This is a genomic window from Candidatus Chordibacter forsetii (assembly GCF_964187505.1).
Classification (GTDB): domain Bacteria; phylum Verrucomicrobiota; class Verrucomicrobiia; order Opitutales; family Seribacteraceae; genus Chordibacter; species Chordibacter forsetii.
In genome coordinates this window covers 1-18,006 of sequence record NZ_CAXLML010000027.1, presented here as the reverse complement: position 1 = coordinate 18,006, position 18,006 = coordinate 1, and the positions used below count along the sequence as shown (strand labels likewise).

Genomic DNA, 18,006 nt, shown 5'->3' with positions numbered 1-18,006 from the left:
TCACCTTTCTCTTACCGGTTGCTTTCAATATATGATGGTGGGGAGAGGGAATGGGTTGACCCCTATGTTTTTTTACCAAGCATAAATAACACTGAACTTACCGCATTTAATGAGGGTTGGGAGAGACGCCCATTTGATAAGCTTGGGGCAATCCCCAAGCTACACCAGGGAACTTCAGGAGTTTCTTTTGTCGTCTGGGCACCTTCTGCAAAGTCTGTACATCTTGTTGGCGACTTTAATCACTGGAATCATTACGCATTACCAATGCGCTCACTTGGCAGTTCGGGGTGTCGTGAATTGTTTGTCCCCCATGCCAAAATTGGGGATAAATATAAGTTTAGAATTCTTGGGTCTGATGGTGTCCTTCGCGAAAAAGCGGACCCTTTTGGATGGCGATTCGAACCACCACCAGGAAATTCTTCGATCATTGATGATCGATCCCTTCAAAGAAGTTCAATTCTTCGCACAAAACCTAAGAACCCTAGAGCTCTGCCAATTTCCATTTACGAAATGCACCTGAGTTCATGGCGTTTTCACCCTACAGAAAATCGACCTCTTTCTTTTCTTGAGCTAGCCCGTGAGTTACCTGATTACTTGGTTAAGTTAGGTTTTACTCATGTTGAGTTTTTACCACTTAATGAGTACCCATTTGATCCAAGTTGGGGCTATCAGGTAACTGGATATTACGCACCCACTCACAGGTTTGGTCCCCCTGAGGACTTGTTTCAACTTATTGAAGCATTACAAACTGCAGGTATTGGCGTGATCATAGACTGGGTCCCGGCACACTTTCCTTCTGATGAATTTGCACTCTCCCGGTTTGATGGAACCTGCCTTTTTGAGCATGAAGATCCCCGAAAGGGAATGCATGCAGAGTGGGGCACTCTTTGTTTCAATTACGATCGACCTGAAGTTAGAAGCTTTTTAATAGGGAGTGCCATTGCCTGGATGGATAGGTTCGGAATTGACGGCTTCCGGGTCGATGCAGTGGCCTCTATGCTCTACCTTGATTATGCCCGCAAAGATGGTGAGTGGTGCCCGAATCAATTTGGTGGAAACGAAAACTTTGAGGCTATAGATTTCCTCAAACAATTTAATCATGCAATTCACGAAGAGTACCCTGAGGTTATTAGTATTGCGGAGGAGTCGACTTCTTTTCCTCAGATAACCAAGCCCCCCTTCATGGGTGGGCTTGGGTTTGACCTCAAATGGAACATGGGCTGGATGCATGATGTTCTGGGTTATTTCTCATCTGATCCAAACCACAGGACAAGCAAGCACGACAACTTGACCTTTGGAGCAATCTACCAATTCTCAGAAAACTTCGTTCAAGCCTTTTCCCACGACGAAGTGGTTCATGGAAAAGGTTCGTTGGTTAATAAGATGAATTTAGCTTACGAGGAGGATAGGATCGCTAACTTGAGGGCTTTACTTGCCTTGCAGTGGACCTGGCCTGGGAAAAAGACTTTATTTATGGGGTGTGAATTTGGCCAGTGGAAGGAGTGGGACTACCAGGCTGCCTTAGATTGGCAATTGCTTGAGTTCCCTAATCACCAAGGCTTATGCGACCTAATTTCCGACCTCAATGCACTCTATCAAAAACATCCAACTTGGGCTGAATCTGATCATGACGGCACAAAATTCAAATGGATAGATTGCAACGATGCGGGAGGACAAACCTTGAGCTTTCTTAAGTTTGGAAATTATCCCAATGATACACTTTTGGTGGCATGCAATTTCTCGGACTCTTTGAAGCATAGGGACTGGGGGTGTCCACACTCTGGCATGTGGGAGGTTATTCTAGATACAGACTCCCCGAATTATTCGGGTCACGGTGCTGCTGGATCAACCCGATTTGAAAGCTTTGCTGAACCGAGGAATAATCAACCAAACGGACTATCTTTTGCAGTTAACCGCTGGAGTATAAGGATTCTTTCTCTCGTTGCTGACCAAAATTAAAGGATTAAATTACACCGCTATCAGCAAAGCTATAATATCCTATTCCCGTAGGACAGTTATTGGGTTCACCTATAATTACATGATCATGAAAATCGATATCCAAAAACCTTGCGGCTTCGGATATTTTTTGAGTTACCTTTAAATCGCTTGAACTTGGCGTGGGATCACCACTTGGATGATTGTGAGCAAGAATAATTGCCGTGGCACCCCAGCGTATCGCAGGTTTAAAAACCTCACGGGGATGGACAAGGCTTCCTGTTGCCGTACCAGTAGTGATATTTTCCAATCTTAATAATTTATTCTTTCGATCCAGGCATAATACCCAGACTTTCTCCACTGACTCGACAAGGGACTCCGGATAAAGAAGGTTCCACACCATTTGCGGTTCATCAAAGAAAATGGCTTCCAATCTATTACCCTGGGAAATTCTCTTGGCAACTTCAACCAGGGCACTTAATTGCAGAGCCTTTACTTTACCAATCCCAGGAATCTTTCGGAACTCCAACGCATCCCAGCGCACAAGTCCCGCAAGGGAACCAGCCTGACTGATTAGAATATCAGCTAAAGACAAAACATCATATCTGGCTGTTCCGGAACGCAAAATCATGGCGAGTAATTCGCGGTCTGAAAGAGCCTTAGAACCAAGATTCTCTAATCTTTCCTGGGGGCGTTCACTAGGTGGTAAATCCCGCAGGGATACATTCTTGCCCCGGGGATCTTTACTCATGGCATGTTAAATCAAATTAATCGGGCAAGTTTACCTCAACATATGCATCCCTTTTTTGGCGAGATAACCATATCCGCTGATCGTTAAGTTCAGATTTCCTTGCCAGGATGCCTTCAATCTCAGCACGAACTTCATTGATCGGTAAATTTTTGGCAGCTTCAATCTTATCAACTTTTATGATATACCATGCCAAATTCTGCGAGGAGGCAACTGAACCGTCTGCCTTTCTTTCCATCAAGTTTACCGCAAAAGGCCTGGAACTCTCTCCTTCATTGAGTCTAAATGCAATATCCCGAATTTGGTCATTTCTAATTTCGTCCTTAGAGACAAAAAATCCCCAACTCCCACTATTTTTAAGGAAAGGGCTTTGCCCATTCTTGGATGCGAGATCCTTAAAATCAGAACCCTCTTGAATAAGGTTATAAACTTCTTGGGCGGTAGAATTCAGGTCTCCTGGCTTCTTATTATCTCCAGAAAAAACTATCTCACTCAGCCTGATTCTCTTTCCAACTCTAAAATCATTTTTATTCTTTTGATAGTAATTCTCGACGCTCTGCGGGCTAATCTCGTCTCCACTTCTTTTCCTCTGAGCGAGCATATGCATGTGAATAATGTCTTCCTTTAACTGCTCCTTATACTCTAGTGTGGATTGCCCATTGCTTTGTAAAACTTCGCGAAACAACCTGCGGTCCCCGTTAAAATTAGACATTAATTTATTTGAGTATTCCTGCTCAACATAAGTTTCAGGGAGCTCCATGCCCTTTTCTTTAAATGCGATCTGCGAAAGAAGTCTGTCAATTTTACCATCCACAAATTCACTAGCTCTTTGAAGCTTCTCTTTTTCAGAAAAGTTTAATTTCTCCATCGCAAGTTCAATTTCCCCCCATGTGACGACTCTGTCATTAATCCGGGCAACTATTCGATTTATCTCAATTAACTCATCCTCTGCAATTAGGTAGCCAAAGCCTGACCCTATGATAATGAAAAACAACCTAGCTAACATGTTTAATCCCATGAATGTGAATCTTGAGAAATCGAATGATTTCCTTCAACTTTAAAAGTGGAAGTTTTTCATTAAGTCGTGGAATTCTTCCCATCTTTTTCAAATATTTCACGCCATCTCTTGAACTTTTCTTCACTTCCCTGCAAAATAATTCATTTTCTTTGCTTGAGATTGAATCAAATCCAGCTTCCTGACCAAGGCATTTAATCTCCGTCTCATAGAATAAAGCTCGGGTCTGGTCAGGAATCGGACCAAATCGATCCCTGAGTTCTTCCTCATAAGTCGTAATTTCCTCAATTTTCACGATTGAAGCTATTTTCCTGTAGCACTCAATACGCAACCTAGGCTCACTTATGTAAGCTGCCGGGAAACAGGATGCCATGGTTGCATCCTGCTCATCATAAAACAATGAGTCGTCCGTATGCAGGAAATCCATTCTGACGACTGCAGTGGGACGAAGGGCATTCTCGTCGCCCTTCAGCCTCGAGACACTTTCACGAAGCAACTTGCAATACATCTCAAAACCGACTCCGGCAATGTGTCCACTTTGCTCACTACCCAATAGATTTCCAGCACCACGCAATTCAAGATCCCTCAGTGCGATTTTAAAACCAGCCCCCAAGCTACTTGTTGAACGCAGAGCGGATAAACGCTTGCGCGCCATATCCTTAATGGGGAGTAGGGGATTAACTAGCAGATAAGCATATGCTTGCCTTGTAAATCTCCCAACTCGCCCTCGGAGTTGGTACAATTGCGAAAGGCCAAATTTGTCTGCTTCTTCGATGATGATGGTGTTGCAATTGGGGATATCCAAACCTGACTCGATTATGGTCGTACAAATTAATAAATCGTACTTCCCTTCAATGAACTCGACCATGACTTCTTCGAGTTCACTCTCTCCCATCTGCCCATGCCCAACCGCTATCCGTAACTTGGGAAACAAACTTTGCAATCTGCGAGTAACAGAGTGAATCGTTTTTACCCGGTTATGAAGATAAAAGGCCTGCCCACCTCTTCTTAATTCCAGGGCGATCGCTTTTTTCAGAATATCATCCGACCCTTTAACGATTTCGGTCCTTATAGGTCTGCGGTTGGTTGGGGCAGTCTCTATGGTACTAAAAGAACGAACGCCAACCATTGCAAAATAGAGAGTACGGGGAATTGGTGTTGCACTTAGGGTTAGTACATCAACATTGGCCTTCAGTTTCTTCAACTGTTCCTTGTGTTCAACTCCAAACCTTTGTTCCTCGTCCACAATCAATAATCCCAGATCCCGAAATTCGAGGTCGGCAGAAAACATACGGTGTGTGCCGATGACCATGTCTAAGGAACCAAGTTTTAAGGAATCGATAATTTTTCGTTGCTGTGCGGAGGTGCGAAAGCGTGACAACATTTCTATGGTTACAGGAAAATCACTCATTCTGGACATGAATGTCTGCAGGTGTTGTTGACAGAGGATGGTAGTAGGGGCAAGTAGTGCGACTTGCTTACCGTCCATCATGCCTTTAAACGCTGCCCTCATCGCGATTTCTGTTTTGCCATAACCAACATCACCACAAACCAGACGGTCCATCGGCTTTTCCGACTCCATATCTTCCTTTACTTCAGCAATGGAACGAAGTTGGTCTGGTGTTTCGGTGTAAGGAAATGAATCTTCAAATTCCTTTTGCCATTGGTCGTCAGGCGAAAAGGCATACCCTTTATCTGAGTCACGGGCAGCCTGCAAGCGAAGGAGATCTGCAGCCAGGTCAATAGCTGCAAGCTCTGCCGCTTCCTTTGTTTTTGCCCAAGCTCTGCCGCCAAGCTTGGCGAGCTTCGGCTTTGCTTTTCTTAACCCAACATAACGGGAGAGGAGGTGGGATTCCTGTAAAGGAACATGAAGAAGTATTCCATCTGCAAACTCAACGGTGATGGCCTCTTCAGACTTCCCATCCTGTTCAATTTTCCCCATTGAGGAAAAGCGGCAAATACCGTGCTGGAGATGTACTAAAAGGTCGCCGTCAACCAAATCTGTAAAGTCCAATGCTTGATCGACTTCTTTTCTTTGTACTTGGGCTTTTCTAGATCTTATCGGTCGACGACTTCTTTCCCTTCCTAGAATTTCCCTGGATGTAGCCAGCAATAATCCGCTTTGACCATCTTCCAAAAAGGTCGAAAGCATCTCATTATTCTCTCTTTTTTCATAGAGGAAACCATCATGCAATGCCACGGAGAAGAAAGAAACCTGCATTCGTTCAAGTCCATGATCTGCTAAAATACTTAGTATGCGTTTCTTTTCGGTTTCTACACCAACGGCAATGACCAACTTGTAGCCCTTGGTTGAATATTTTTCTAACCGCTCTAGAATTGCTTTGGTTTGTTTTTTATCTCCTGCACCCAACGAAATATTAAGGGAATTATGATTGAATTGGTCTAATTCCTTAAGTAAGGGAGACAATTTGAGCAAAAGATTGTTTGAGCGATTGAAAATTCCCGAACCTACATTAATTTCGCTGGTAGATAAAAAGAAGTCATTTAAATCCTCCCCCCTGCTCCAAGCATCTGAAAAGTTAGCTTTTTTTAATGCCTTATTTTCTGACTGATGAAAAGCATAAGGGCTCAACCTTAACAGGTTTTCAGGTTCTTCAAAAAACCACAGCACAGAACGAGGGAGGTACCTAAAGAACTCACCCTCTCGCTCTTTGGACTGTTCGTTTCCTATCGAAGAAATTCTAACTTCAGTTAAACGACCTTCAGACCGTTGAGAAGTAGGATTAAACGAACGGATTTCCTCGACATGATCCCCAAAAAAATCAATTCGTACAGGAAAGTTGGCATTTACTGGGTATATATCAACAAGCCCCCCCCTGATCGCAAATTGACCAGGCTCTTCGCAAACGACTTCGCAGCAGTAATCAAACTGATTAGCAATATCTTCGCAAAACTTGTCAAATGACAAGTCTGAGTCAGGTCGAACTACGATTTCGGACTTTTGAGCGTCCTCAATTATCGGGCAGGGGCCAAGCAAGGCATCAAAGGTTGTGGCTACGATAACTCTGGAGTCATTTTCTTTTAGCTCATCAATCCTTCTTAGTGCAGAAAGCAGGGATAATCGTTCACAGGTCCGGTCAAATGAGTCGGGGTGATCGGGGTTGGGAGTCTTGTCAAAGCAATGAAAATCAATTTTCTCATTGGGGTGAATTGCTTCAGATAAGGCCGCGATATCTTCACACTTTGTCTCAGCTTCACTTAAAGTTTCTCCGATAATTACCGCAACCACCTGGCCATATCTCTCCCAAATATCAGTCAGTAGAAAGGTCGAACCTTGGCTTGGACAATTAGGAATAAACAGCGATGCTGTTGAGCTTGGGAGCTCGATTCTTTTCACTTCTTTGTTTGTTGCAGTAGAAGTAACGCTGACTGGGCGGCCACTTCCTCTGCTTTTTTCTTACTATTTCCCTTACCTGTGGAAATTTTTTCAGAAGCAACCAAAACCTCGACCTCAAACTGTTTTCGGTGATCTGGTCCATATTGCTTAATCATTCGGTAAGATATTGGCGGGTTATCCGGTAATGATTGAAGGAACTCCTGTAGTTGTCCCTTTGGATTGAAACCCATGCTTTTATTCTCGATCGTTTTACAAAAAGTTTCTTCCCACTGAAGGACAATATGTTCAACAGATTGATAGTCACTATCTAGGTAGATGGCTCCGATTAATGCTTCAAATGCATCCTCTAAAACAGATGGCCGAAAATTACCGGAGCTAATTTTTTCAGATTTCCCAACCATCAAATATTGGTACAATGAAATATGTTTACCGAGTTCCGCTAAATGTTTGCCATGAGCAAGCAGAGACTTTTTTCGACTTAAGTCTCCCTCAGTTACATCCGGGTACTTCAGAAATAACCACTTCGCAATAATACAACCCAATATCGAATCCCCAAGGAATTCTAATCTCTGATTATGCCTCTCGTTAGAAATCCGGTGATCAAGAGAAGGGTGGGTGAGAGCTTCCCTGAGTAGGGCTTTATTTTTAAATTCATAGCCAATCCTCCCTTCTAAACCATTGGGTGTTGGAGCGTCTTTAGTTCCACCCTTACCAATCAAGTTTTTTTTAAAAATAGCGAAGAAACTCATTAGCTTTTATTATTGGATAAGAATCTTTCGGCAAACTCCCGAGCAAATGCACGGTAAGCCAAACTACCGGATGAGTCGGGGGCATACTCAAAGACTGTCTGTCCAAAACTTGGTGCCTCACTCAAACGGGCATTTCGTGGTATGGCCGTACGGAAGGCTTTTTCGGCATAATAACGATTCACCTCTTGCCAGACTTCATAAGATAGGCGAGTGCGAGAATCATACATGGTCATCACAATACCTCCAAGATCAAGACTCGGATTAACCTCAGCTTGCTTTAGTTTTTCGACTACACCAGTAATTTGCCCTAACCCTTCCATGGCCAAGTATTCTGACTGTAGTGTAACGATCAGGAAGTCCGCAGCACAAAGTGCGTTCATTGAAAGCAATCCAAGGGTAGGGGGGCAGTCGATTAAAATAACCTGCAACCCGTAGTTCTCCTTTAATGAAAGTAAAGAAGATCTGAGCTTAATTAAATATTCACTTTGGCTACTAAGTTCTAATTCAGCAGCAGCAAGATCCAACTCAGATGGTATGACCCAAAGGTTCTTTCGGCGACTTGAAATTACACGGTCTGCTAGGTTTGTGCCATTCAGTAAAGGTTCGTAAATCCCAAAACCAGACTTCTTCTCCAATCCAAGACAACTTGTAGCATTTGCCTGTGGGTCCATATCTACGATAAGCGTAGGTACACCCATGAGTGCAAGTGCGTGACCTAAACTTACGGTTGTGGTGGTTTTTCCAACACCTCCCTTTTGGTTCGCTATGGCAAATGTTACTGCAGGCATAATCTGTGGTAAAACAAGTGAGTTAAGGCAATAGTGGCAAACTTTTTCAAGGCCCAAATGAAACCTTACCACCCTCCTTCTTTAAATATAAACCACTCGTAAAAACTGGTGGTTGGTTAGCTGGATTAAACTGATTAACCTCTTCCAGTAAGTGCCACTCAACTGAATGCAAGCCTGCACGAAATGCAAGTGGGCTTGCCCCGCCAAGCCTAGGGTTAATTTCAATCAGGTGTAGTCCGCCATTGGAATCAACAAGTACTTGAGCTAAACAGTGCCCGCGTGCACCACCCTGATGCTCAAACACTTTTCTTAGCTTGGCCTCCCAAGCTGAGTTTCTAAAAACAGTAGAATGGTGAGATTCTCCGTTAACCACCTTATCCCTCCATCGAAGTAATACACCGTGACACTGATTAGCATGACTTACCCATGTCTCAGCAGAAAACTCTTTGCCCGAAATAAAGGGTTGAAAAATTGGATCGATCAAGTCTTTAGAAATCTTTACTGCTCTTTCGGCACTCAGGTTTAGGCCAATTTTTTGAGACGCTGAACCTTTTCGTTCCTTAACAACCCAGTTATTAGCCATTGAGGATTTTATTTTATTGAAGGTCGGTATAGTGGGAATTGCTGAGTCCTTCCATTTTTGAAAGAAATCTATTTTATCCTCACATGATTTTATGAAACTTTCCCCTGAAACCCATGGAGTAACCCCAATATTTGTAAGCAGATTCCTTCTTGTTGCCCAGAAATTAAGCTCTCCGTCACGAGTGGGTAAAACATGGGTAATTTCATTTTCGATACAGAACTGAACAAGATCCTTGTCTAACAATTTATCTAGCCTCGGCATAGTTATGAAGTGCTCTACCTGAGTGGCACCTGGGCAGTCTGGGTTACAATCTGCGCCTATGACAACTGAATCAGGATTGTGAGATTTAACATCACGGGCAACCTCTTCAAAAAGTGCCGTTTTACCAGATAGGGAAGAAAAAAGAACTCGACTTGCACGCACCTTATTCTAATCGAGTTTTTTGAAGTTCAAGTATTCTGACCGCAAGCAAGATGAGACTACAGCATCAGTCCAAACTCCATTAATTTTAGTTTGTTGTCGTAAAATGCCTTCACGTGTAAACCCGGCCGACTCAATGGCCTCCACATGATACTCTCGGTGAGCGTAAGCTTCGCAGGTTAATTTATTAAGCATCAAAGTCTCGAAAGCTACCTTTTTTATTAGTTGAAAAAAAGTAAAAAGCTCATCGGTATATTTTGCATGGTTGGAAGTTCGTGAAGTTTCCAGCAAGAAGGAGACTTCACCTTGTAAATTATGCCAGTCAATATGAACGATTCCTCCGTATCCAATTAAATAACCCTCTAATAAAAAACGAACCAAGATTTTTTCCGGCTGTCTCTTAGGGAAGTCCTGCCGGATCAATTCATCAAAGTAAGCAGACTGCTCTCCCTGGGTTAAGGGGTTGCCCTGCCTGAGTGTCGAAAGCTGCTCATTCCTCCATGTTCTTATCTCTTCTGAATCAGACTTCAGGACTGATTCTATAAGGTAATCTCCTCGACGAAAAGAATCCGGACCAATAGCACGATAAAACGGGCGATCCGGATTCATGAATTTAGGCAGAAATGTTCAAGCGAATCGAGTACATGATCTTGGTCTTTTTCGCTCAAGTTAGGAAACATAGGTATACTCAAGCATGATTGGTAAAACTTTTCAGCTCCTGGCAGTCGGACTTCTCCATACATATTTTCGTAATAAGGGTGGCGATAAAGAGGCACATAATGAACTTGGGTCATAATTCCTTCACTTTTGAGAAACTTGTGAGCTTTATCACGCATGGTCGGTTCTTTAAATCGAATGATGTAAAGGTGCCAAGCATGCCCCTCCTCTAAAGGGGGAGCCATCAATGATTCATTAAAAGGATATTCTCTTAGGGCCCTTTGGTACTTATCGGCAATTTTCCTCCGCAACTTTAATTGATCTGGTAACCTCTGAAGCTGCGAACGACCCAATGCTGACTGAATATCGGTCAGTCGATAGTTCCAACCAAGATTATTTTGCTGATAGAACCAAGGCGTTTCATGGCTATCATCGTTTGGTCTTTCGATACCGTGTGACCTGAGCTGCCGAGCAATCGTAGCAAGCTTTTGATTATTGGTAAGGACGACACCGCCTTCTCCACAGCAAATGTGCTTAACCGGATGAAAGCTAACACAAGCTGCCTCAGTATGAATGCAGGAACAACTCCTCTCTGGAGGTGTCCCGAAACTTGAAAACGCCCCGGGTGAATGGGATGCATCCTCGATTGTTTTGAAACCGATCGAGTCAGCTAGTTTTTTAACAGAGTTCAATGGGGCAACAGAACCGGCAAATGAAACTGGTGCAATTACCCCCGGACAAGGTGCATCCACCCGCGGCAATTCCGCCAAAATGGCTTCCAAGGATTCCAGGCAGATTAGTCCGGTCTGTGGATTAATATCACAGAAACGAACTTCAGCTCCAAGGTATCGAAATGCATTAGCAGTAGCGGAAAAAGTAATAGCAGGCACAATGCCAATAGACTGTGAATCAACACCAAGGGCTGCATACGAGAGATGCAGGGCTGCTGTACCACTAGAACAAGCCACCGCATGATCAACTGAGAATTCAGTCTTTAATGCATCCTCAAATAAATCAACCTCTGGACCTTGAGTGATAAGGTCTGATTTTAACACACGGGTGACCTCCGCAATATCACGGTCTGTTAGATCTTGCTTAGAATAAGGGATCATAGAACTAAATAATCTATCAAACCTTAGTCCCGCTACCTTGACAATCCAATCTTACTATACTGATCTGCCTTGCTCCCATTGATAAGATTTAACTAGGTTAGGTTATGGATATTGTAGGTTCTGTAATCGCCCGAGCAGGTAGCAAGAGGTTACCTTTTAAAAATTTACTTCCTTACAAAGGCACCCCTCTGGTAAGGCACGCCCTCATAAAACTAATAGATTCAACACTTTTCAGTAAGGTTGTTTTATCAACAGATTGCGAACTTATTGCCCGGACCTGTATGGATTTAACTGATATAGAAATTCTTAAAAGACCCGATTCCTTGGCCACGGACGAGACCGCTTCTATACCTGTATTTCAACACATCTCGAAAAAATTTCCCAGCGATATACACCTCAACTATAATTGCAATTTCCCTGAGTGCCCAATTGATGTATTTCGTGAGGCGATTTCTTTGGCCACTATTAAAGGAGAGGCATTATCAAGTCCATATGCAGTTTGGTCTCAATCAAGGGAGTGCCTCGAGAATTACGGAGATCCTTTTAATATAACTGCTGATGTCTTTGAAGTGCCAGGCCTTTACCCTGTAGATATACATAGTCAATCCGACCTTTTACAAGCGCATCGTGACCATCAAATTGACTTGCCGTGGTAATTTTTAGCAAAATCGGCTAAAGCCATTGAAAATACATCCGATCATTTAAACTGTGAAAGATATCGTTCTAAAATTCCGTACTAACATCATCTTCAGCATATTATGTCTTTGTGGGTTGTGTTTGCCTGCCATCCAATCCTTGGCTTTTTTAAAGTCATTGCCAGAAGATCAGCCTATTAGGAGTGGGTACCTATCATTCCAGTCTCCGCCCAAACTGCTTTATCATGAAATCACTCCAACCGCTGACCGCAGAAAGCTTCTCTATTTAGCCGAAAAAAACCTTTTGCCTACCGAAATCAAACCGGTTGCAGTATCTCCAAATGATGAGGCATTCCCCTTAGTTAACTACAATGAAGACAGTAATAACTCTATTCCCGTATACAACATTCCATTGAAAAAGGAAGAGACTTTGCAGATTCCCAGTGAGGATGCCCTCCCGCCAGTCGACCCTTTCTTACCTGTCGATTCTGCAGGCCCGAGCCTAAACAACACCGATGAGTTAATCCAAATACTTGAGTCCAATTCGAAGTCTCCTTCTCGCAGTATAAATTCGCGAGTAGAATTCGTACCACCCTACACCATTGACGGGGGGAATATGATTATGGAATCAAAATCAAAGTATGAAAGGAGGGTGAGGAATTGAAGCCAGTAAAACTTATTCTAATAAGCTCGTTTTTTTTCCTGCAACTAATTTTTGCCCAAGATGCGGAGTTAAAGTCTATCGAGGAGGTTATTAGTGGTATCGATTCACTACTTGAAGAAATTGACAACTCCTCGAACTCCGAAAGTCAGGCGACTGATATAAAAAACGATGCCTTACAAAAAGACTCTCTTGATAATTCAAGATCCTACAGGCTAGAAAATGAATTATTGCCAAAAGAACTACGCAACCCGATAAACGAAATTCCAGTTGAAGCAGTGGGCGAGCCCTCCTTTTTGCAACCAAGTCCAGATTTAATTACTCCCACCTCGATTCGAAATTCACCCCAACCTGCAACTCTTCCTCGAAATGTTGATTATTCCAAGCTTAGTTTGGACGATTTGCTCAGGGAGGTTGATATGTTACGCAAGCCTGCTTTATCATCTGGCGGAACTAGGGTTGAATCCCTCCCGAGTGTACCTAAAATTCAAGCCCCGGAGGAGTCCCCTAAACTGCTCCTGCCGACTAAAGATTATGCACAGGGTACTCCGACTGATTTCCAACCTGTAATCATTCCATCATCTACTCAAACTGAACCAGAGGGTGAATCAGAGATTTTTGTGGAGGACTACATTGTTCTGGGTGAGGAAATCGACCAGGAGATGAAGGAGAAAATCCGAGAAGCTATCATGTCAACGCGCATGGCATCAGGTGGGACAGGTAACCCTTTTGTTACCCGTACAGTCTATAAAGCCACATCTTATTGCAATCGTGTACTCGGTAGATTGAACGGTCCAAATTATAAGCGTTACCGTCGGGATATCTTACTTGCGATGATCAATATGCACGAAAAGAACCAGGCATGGGTAGATGCAGCTAAGTCTTACGAAAGGTTCCTCGAGGAATTTGCTTCTGATGACGACTATCCTTTTCAGCAACACGAAGATGCTCCCGGCATCCCAGATCTTCATGCACAAGTAGGTAGTGTTGAGGATTTCATTCAAGGACTTAAGCGGGGAGCTCCCACGATTCCCGAAACGCACATACGCGCCGGGAAAATCTATCGGGAACTTGGTGCTGATCGCATGGCATTGAATAAATTTTATGACGCCATCAATGCGACCCTAACCTTACCTTACAATGTAGCATTTACTGATGCAGAGAAGCGCAAAGGCAAATCTTTCGAGCAGAGAAAAGATGCAGAATCCAATCAGGCAATGTTTGAAATTGCTGAAACTTTTCTTGCCTCCGAAGATTATGATAATGCTATAAAGTTTTACGACCGGCTGAATAGGCTTGAGCAGCTTAATGAGTCTGACCGTTCTGTTGTCGCCTACAAAAGGGGCTTGGCACATTTTCGAAGGGCAACAGACACACTACGCAAAGAAGATCGTGAAAAGAGGTTGAACCCTGACAGTGATAGATTGAGTAACCAAAGTTACGAAAAAACTCCTCGGGCTGATTTCGCAAGAGTGAAAGAAATTCTCAGAGGCTACGGGACCTTGTACCCGACCAGTCCGTATGTTCCAGAAACTCACTATCTACTTGCCCTTGCTTTTGAGCAACTTAATCAAAGCGAGGAGTCGATTGGGCAGCTTCTCTCATTATTAAAAGAAGCAACTTTTAACCCTCGGGCGATAATGGCTGAAGAAGATGTGAAAAACTTAAGAGATCGTGATCTTAACCGTATAAGTAAAATGAAAACAATTTGGAATTTCTGGAAAAAGAAAACCGGAAATTACTTGGCTAACAAATTTTTTGAAACCGGTGAGTTTTTCAATGCATATCGAATATATTCTGCCTTACTGCCAGTTGATGAAACCCCGACATGGCGAGTTCCACTGCTGTACCAAGTTGCTCTATGCGAAGAAAAGCTAGGTAATTTTGTCCAAGCCACAGAAACCTACATATCAATTGAGGACTTATTCGATAATAACGAGGGTGCCAGAACTGAACTTGCACAGAGTAAGTATTTAAAGTTTGTTTATGGAATGTCGAAATGGAGAAGAGAGCAACTCGAGGATACTCGTGAAATCAGGCAGGCGGTTAATCGTTACGGCATTTACTCACCCCCGCCCGGCGAAGCCAATATTGATAACTCATTCTAATAACCGTAGCATTTCGTGGAACCCACACAAATTTTAAAAGACCACCTCTCCCTTTGTAATGAAGTACACACTTTATTACTCGAGGAAAATACTTGGTTAAAAGTTCAAAAAAAAATTCCGGAAATGCCTTTTCTTGAAAAGAAAAAGGTAATTGTACAAAAGCTTGAATCCTCCTTGGTGAATTTAAAGAAATTAAAACCTGAATTCTTTTCCCCTTTTGATAACTCCAAAAAACTAGTTGGAGAATCGCACGCCAAACTTCTGCAAATATTTTACCTCGACCGAGAAAACGAGGAACATATGGTTAAACTCAATCAACCATTAGACCGCCAATCTTTTAATCGTTTCTCAGTTGGGCCTGATGAAATTGACCAGATCCACCACCGCGCTTAAAACAAATTATTATTTATCTCTTCCTGGTAAATCACCAAAGGCACGAAATAAAACAGCATCCTTGGGTGGCTTTATTTTATTAGGAAGGTAGTTTTTTTCATACCTGAGAATTACTCCACGTCCTTTCACGACCTTTGAGTAAGGACATGGACTCCCATCGGGGTACCAACCCTGAGCATCCACCAAACGTCCAGCTTTGAAAAATGCTTCTAATTTGATCTTCCCTGTATCGTACCAAAGTAGATAATCGCCATCTAGCTTGTTTTTTAAATAATTCTTCTGGGAGGTAATGATTGATTGTTCATTCCATTCCATAAACTCTCCATTTTTCTGATTTTCTACATACTCTCCCTGAAAACGACGGGTGCCGTTATCATCCCATAAATAAGTGAAACCATTTTTTTTGCCGTCCACAAAAGAGCAAAGCATACGAGGTTCATTCGTTTCATCAAACTGGGCATACCACCCGGTAAAGACCTCCTTCACTCCTTCTTTATGTAACCTTCCACCACTTAGCCTAAATTCATCAAATGGCATAGTCTTATTAGACATGGGGAACCATTTACCACGATAAGCTTCAAGAAACATAGACTGCAAAAGTTGAGCCTCAATATTGCGCGACCAAAGTACTTCCTTACTCTCGAGGAATGAAAAGCCTGTAAAAAAAAACCAAATAAAAATAAGAAAATCTTTTGGCATCACTCCAATCCTTTTGCCCTAGGGGCAGGCTTGGCAAGATAAATACAGACTGCTTAATTAACAAGAAATGGCGGAAGGAGAGGGATTCGAACCCCCGGAACCGTTTCCGGTTCAGCGGTTTTCAAGACCGCCGCATTCGACCACTCTGCCATCCTTCCAGTCAAATATGTAGACTATATTATAGATAAGTTATTTAGGTGACGATAGAAAAGAATCAGATTTGCAATAAACGATTAAAAGTTTAGCGAGTATTAAGAGCTACTTCTTTCGAAAATCTAACATGTATCGAGTTACCGCATCTAGGTTTACCGACGCATCAAATGTAAAGGTGATCAGTTTGGCATCGTCTTTACCTAAATTTAGGATCTGTTTAGTTCTCCCAATTTCCTGGCCTTTCACATTAAGAGCTTTTGCTAGTAATTCACCCTCAACTGATTGAGTGGTTATTAAATATACTTCGACCTTGGATTTATCCGCCTTTGAACTCGTCATACTCAAGCCCTTCTCAAGTACCGATGTGCCTAGCGTGACTGATTTTTCTTCCTCCATGCAAGAAGCCAGGAAAAAGAGGTAAGAAGTGAGGAAGGCTTTAAAAAGAAACATGGATGGGTGATTCATAATCGATGAGTTTGTAGTACGACCGAGAAAATTTCAACATCCGAGATGCCCACACATTAAACAATCAAAACAAAAGATGTTTTTCCCCAATTTTGACTATTTTCTGCTCCCCCTAAATGAAAACTTTTTACTTTCGCATGTTTTTTAAGAACCACATGAGAAAGTTCCCGCATATTACCCGTGCCTTTGCCATGAATGATTTCGGCCTCGCGAATGCCAGCTTGCTCGCAGCTCCATATAAATTCATCAATTAAAGCCTTAACCTCGTTGGGTTTAAAGTGGTGAAGGTCCAACGAGTTGCTTGGCGGAACCTCAAAAACCTCGTCATTCATTCCTGGAAACAGAAAAGTTAATGTCTTGATAAGATTCCTGCGGTTTGGCCAATACCCAAGGCCTACCTCCTAAATCTTGGTAGGTTTTATTAATGTCTTGTCGATTTGTCTTCATTTTAGGGATCTCTCTCTCCGTCATTATACTCAACTTTTCAGCTGGTTCATTTTTTTGCCCTGAGGGATTTGGGCCCACCTCGTTTTGACACCCAATCAGGGCAAATACTAAACCAAGGGTAAATAAGCAGGACATATTGTTACGGAGTTGTTAAAGTTTAACTTGAATAAGAAGGTAACCTCCATCAATCAAATCTACAGCATTTAAATCCAGACAAAACTCATGCCTTTACTACAAATCAATTTAACCACACCCAATGTGTCTCAAGATGTACTCGATCAGGTGCATGTTCAATCTGCTGATCTTCTTGCTGAGCAAATCGGAAAGTCTGTCGAATATGTCATGGTTCTTGTGCGTACCGGTGAATCAATAAGTTTTGCCAAGGACAATGATACTCCATGTGCATACATGGAGGTGAAAAATGTGGGTGAACTTTCTTCTGACTTAACCGAGCGACTTACCAGTAAACTCTCCAACTTGTTAAATGAAATACTGGGGGTGGCAGTCGATCGGATTTATGTAGAATACCAGGAATCAGCACGCCATCTTTGGGGGTGGAACGGAAAGACTTTTGCTTAAAGTATAATATTAAAAATAATAATCAGATCTTAATTCAGTGCATTAAGGAAATTATAATGTAACACCTGTTGCAAGGTGCGAAAAAACTAGATTCGAATTACAATGAATAACTGGTAATTCTTCTCTTCACAATACCACTAATTGGGAGAAAAAGGAAGGGTGCAGACTGTAGAACTCTTCTCTCTAATCCCGGGCAAAAATTAGCCTAACTAGTGCCTTCGATCTCAGCCTCTAAATAGGGCGAGGGAGTGTCTCCTAACTTCACCAACTTTTTTTCGACTGCATCCAAATTCCCCTTCATTACCTGTACTCGGTTGCACAAGCTTCCAATACGGTGATTAAGTGAACGATGCTGGGTCTCAATTGCCAAGTTAGACCGTGGTCCTCCTGCGGTTACTGCCTCCCGTTTTAATTCCACATTTGGCCAAAAGAAACCAAATAGGGTAAGGGCAAGTCCGCATGCTGCGTGGTACGCACCAATGCTATCAGATAGCAAGCTTG

18 protein-coding genes and 1 tRNA gene are annotated in these 18,006 nt (G+C 42.6%); 6 read left to right on the top strand and 13 right to left on the bottom strand.

Annotated features, from left to right (window positions below; genetic code table 11):
* The coding region (gene glgB, locus ACKPQ4_RS01175) for a 1,4-alpha-glucan branching protein GlgB (protein WP_407679380.1) at positions 1–1,959 on the top strand (1,959 nt) is incomplete at its 5' end.
* Positions 1,960–1,963: 4 nt separating this feature from the next.
* Here the strand turns inward: glgB and radC are convergent.
* The 8 genes from radC to ACKPQ4_RS01135 are packed head-to-tail and all read right to left on the bottom strand — an operon-like array spanning position 1,964 to position 11,365.
* A complete protein-coding gene (gene radC / locus ACKPQ4_RS01170) occupies positions 1,964–2,686 on the bottom strand; it encodes a RadC family protein (protein ID WP_407679379.1) in 723 nt (240 codons plus the stop codon).
* Positions 2,687–2,702: 16 nt separating this feature from the next.
* Positions 2,703–3,701, bottom strand: coding sequence for a peptidylprolyl isomerase (locus ACKPQ4_RS01165; RefSeq protein ID WP_407679378.1), 999 nt, complete (start codon positions 3,699–3,701; stop codon positions 2,703–2,705).
* Entirely contained in the window at positions 3,679–7,056 is a 3,378-nt protein-coding gene (mfd, locus tag ACKPQ4_RS01160; protein WP_407679377.1) for a transcription-repair coupling factor, read from the bottom strand. Before mfd ends, ACKPQ4_RS01165 begins: the two co-directional genes overlap by 23 nt.
* On the bottom strand, positions 7,053–7,805 hold the full coding sequence (rnc, locus tag ACKPQ4_RS01155) for a ribonuclease III (protein WP_407679376.1): 753 nt from the start codon (positions 7,803–7,805) through the stop codon (positions 7,053–7,055). Before rnc ends, mfd begins: the two co-directional genes overlap by 4 nt.
* Entirely contained in the window at positions 7,805–8,593 is a 789-nt protein-coding gene (locus tag ACKPQ4_RS01150; RefSeq protein WP_407679375.1) for a ParA family protein, read from the bottom strand. The genes rnc and ACKPQ4_RS01150 overlap by 1 nt, the downstream gene beginning before the upstream one ends.
* Before the next feature lie 46 nt (positions 8,594–8,639).
* Positions 8,640–9,599, bottom strand: coding sequence for an ATP-grasp domain-containing protein (locus tag ACKPQ4_RS01145; RefSeq protein WP_407679374.1), 960 nt, complete (start codon positions 9,597–9,599; stop codon positions 8,640–8,642).
* 6 nt (positions 9,600–9,605) lie between these two features.
* Positions 9,606–10,205, bottom strand: a complete 600-nt coding sequence (locus ACKPQ4_RS01140; RefSeq protein ID WP_407679373.1) for a GNAT family N-acetyltransferase — start codon at positions 10,203–10,205, stop codon at positions 9,606–9,608.
* Positions 10,202–11,365, bottom strand: coding sequence for an aminotransferase class I/II-fold pyridoxal phosphate-dependent enzyme (locus tag ACKPQ4_RS01135; protein WP_407679372.1), 1,164 nt, complete (start codon positions 11,363–11,365; stop codon positions 10,202–10,204). The genes ACKPQ4_RS01140 and ACKPQ4_RS01135 overlap by 4 nt, the downstream gene beginning before the upstream one ends.
* Positions 11,366–11,469: 104 nt before the next feature.
* Here ACKPQ4_RS01135 and ACKPQ4_RS01130 point away from each other — a divergent pair, with 104 nt between their 5' ends.
* From ACKPQ4_RS01130 to ACKPQ4_RS01115, 4 genes are all read left to right on the top strand, one after another.
* Positions 11,470–12,021: a cytidylyltransferase domain-containing protein gene (locus ACKPQ4_RS01130; RefSeq protein ID WP_407679371.1), complete on the top strand. Its 552-nt coding sequence runs from the start codon at positions 11,470–11,472 to the stop codon at positions 12,019–12,021.
* Positions 12,022–12,178: 157 nt separating this feature from the next.
* Positions 12,179–12,664 carry a hypothetical protein gene (locus ACKPQ4_RS01125; protein ID WP_407679370.1) on the top strand — a complete coding sequence of 162 codons (486 nt, stop codon included), beginning with the start codon at positions 12,179–12,181 and terminating at the stop codon, positions 12,662–12,664.
* Positions 12,661–14,769 carry a tetratricopeptide repeat protein gene (locus tag ACKPQ4_RS01120; RefSeq protein ID WP_407679369.1) on the top strand — a complete coding sequence of 703 codons (2,109 nt, stop codon included), beginning with the start codon at positions 12,661–12,663 and terminating at the stop codon, positions 14,767–14,769. The genes ACKPQ4_RS01125 and ACKPQ4_RS01120 overlap by 4 nt, the downstream gene beginning before the upstream one ends.
* Positions 14,770–14,784: 15 nt before the next feature.
* Positions 14,785–15,162, top strand: coding sequence for a hypothetical protein (locus ACKPQ4_RS01115; protein ID WP_407679368.1), 378 nt, complete (start codon positions 14,785–14,787; stop codon positions 15,160–15,162).
* A gap of 9 nt (positions 15,163–15,171) precedes the next feature.
* Here ACKPQ4_RS01115 and ACKPQ4_RS01110 read toward each other — a convergent pair whose 3' ends face one another.
* The 4 genes from ACKPQ4_RS01110 to ACKPQ4_RS01095 form a co-directional block, all read right to left on the bottom strand.
* Entirely contained in the window at positions 15,172–15,861 is a 690-nt protein-coding gene (locus tag ACKPQ4_RS01110) for a toxin-antitoxin system YwqK family antitoxin (protein ID WP_407679367.1), read from the bottom strand.
* 68 nt (positions 15,862–15,929) lie between these two features.
* Positions 15,930–16,019: transfer RNA gene (locus tag ACKPQ4_RS01105), tRNA-Ser, on the bottom strand.
* A 100-nt stretch (positions 16,020–16,119) separates the two neighbouring features.
* Entirely contained in the window at positions 16,120–16,479 is a 360-nt protein-coding gene (locus ACKPQ4_RS01100; RefSeq protein WP_407679366.1) for a hypothetical protein, read from the bottom strand.
* Between the two features lie 56 nt (positions 16,480–16,535).
* Positions 16,536–16,811: a Smr/MutS family protein gene (locus ACKPQ4_RS01095; RefSeq protein ID WP_407679365.1), complete on the bottom strand. Its 276-nt coding sequence runs from the start codon at positions 16,809–16,811 to the stop codon at positions 16,536–16,538.
* 337 nt (positions 16,812–17,148) lie between these two features.
* Here ACKPQ4_RS01095 and ACKPQ4_RS01090 point away from each other — a divergent pair, with 337 nt between their 5' ends.
* On the top strand, positions 17,149–17,505 hold the full coding sequence (locus ACKPQ4_RS01090; RefSeq protein WP_407679364.1) for a phenylpyruvate tautomerase MIF-related protein: 357 nt from the start codon (positions 17,149–17,151) through the stop codon (positions 17,503–17,505).
* Positions 17,506–17,710: 205 nt separating this feature from the next.
* Here ACKPQ4_RS01090 and ACKPQ4_RS01085 read toward each other — a convergent pair.
* Positions 17,711–18,006 (bottom strand): hypothetical protein (locus tag ACKPQ4_RS01085; RefSeq protein ID WP_407679363.1); only part of this gene is annotated, 296 nt, incomplete at its 5' end.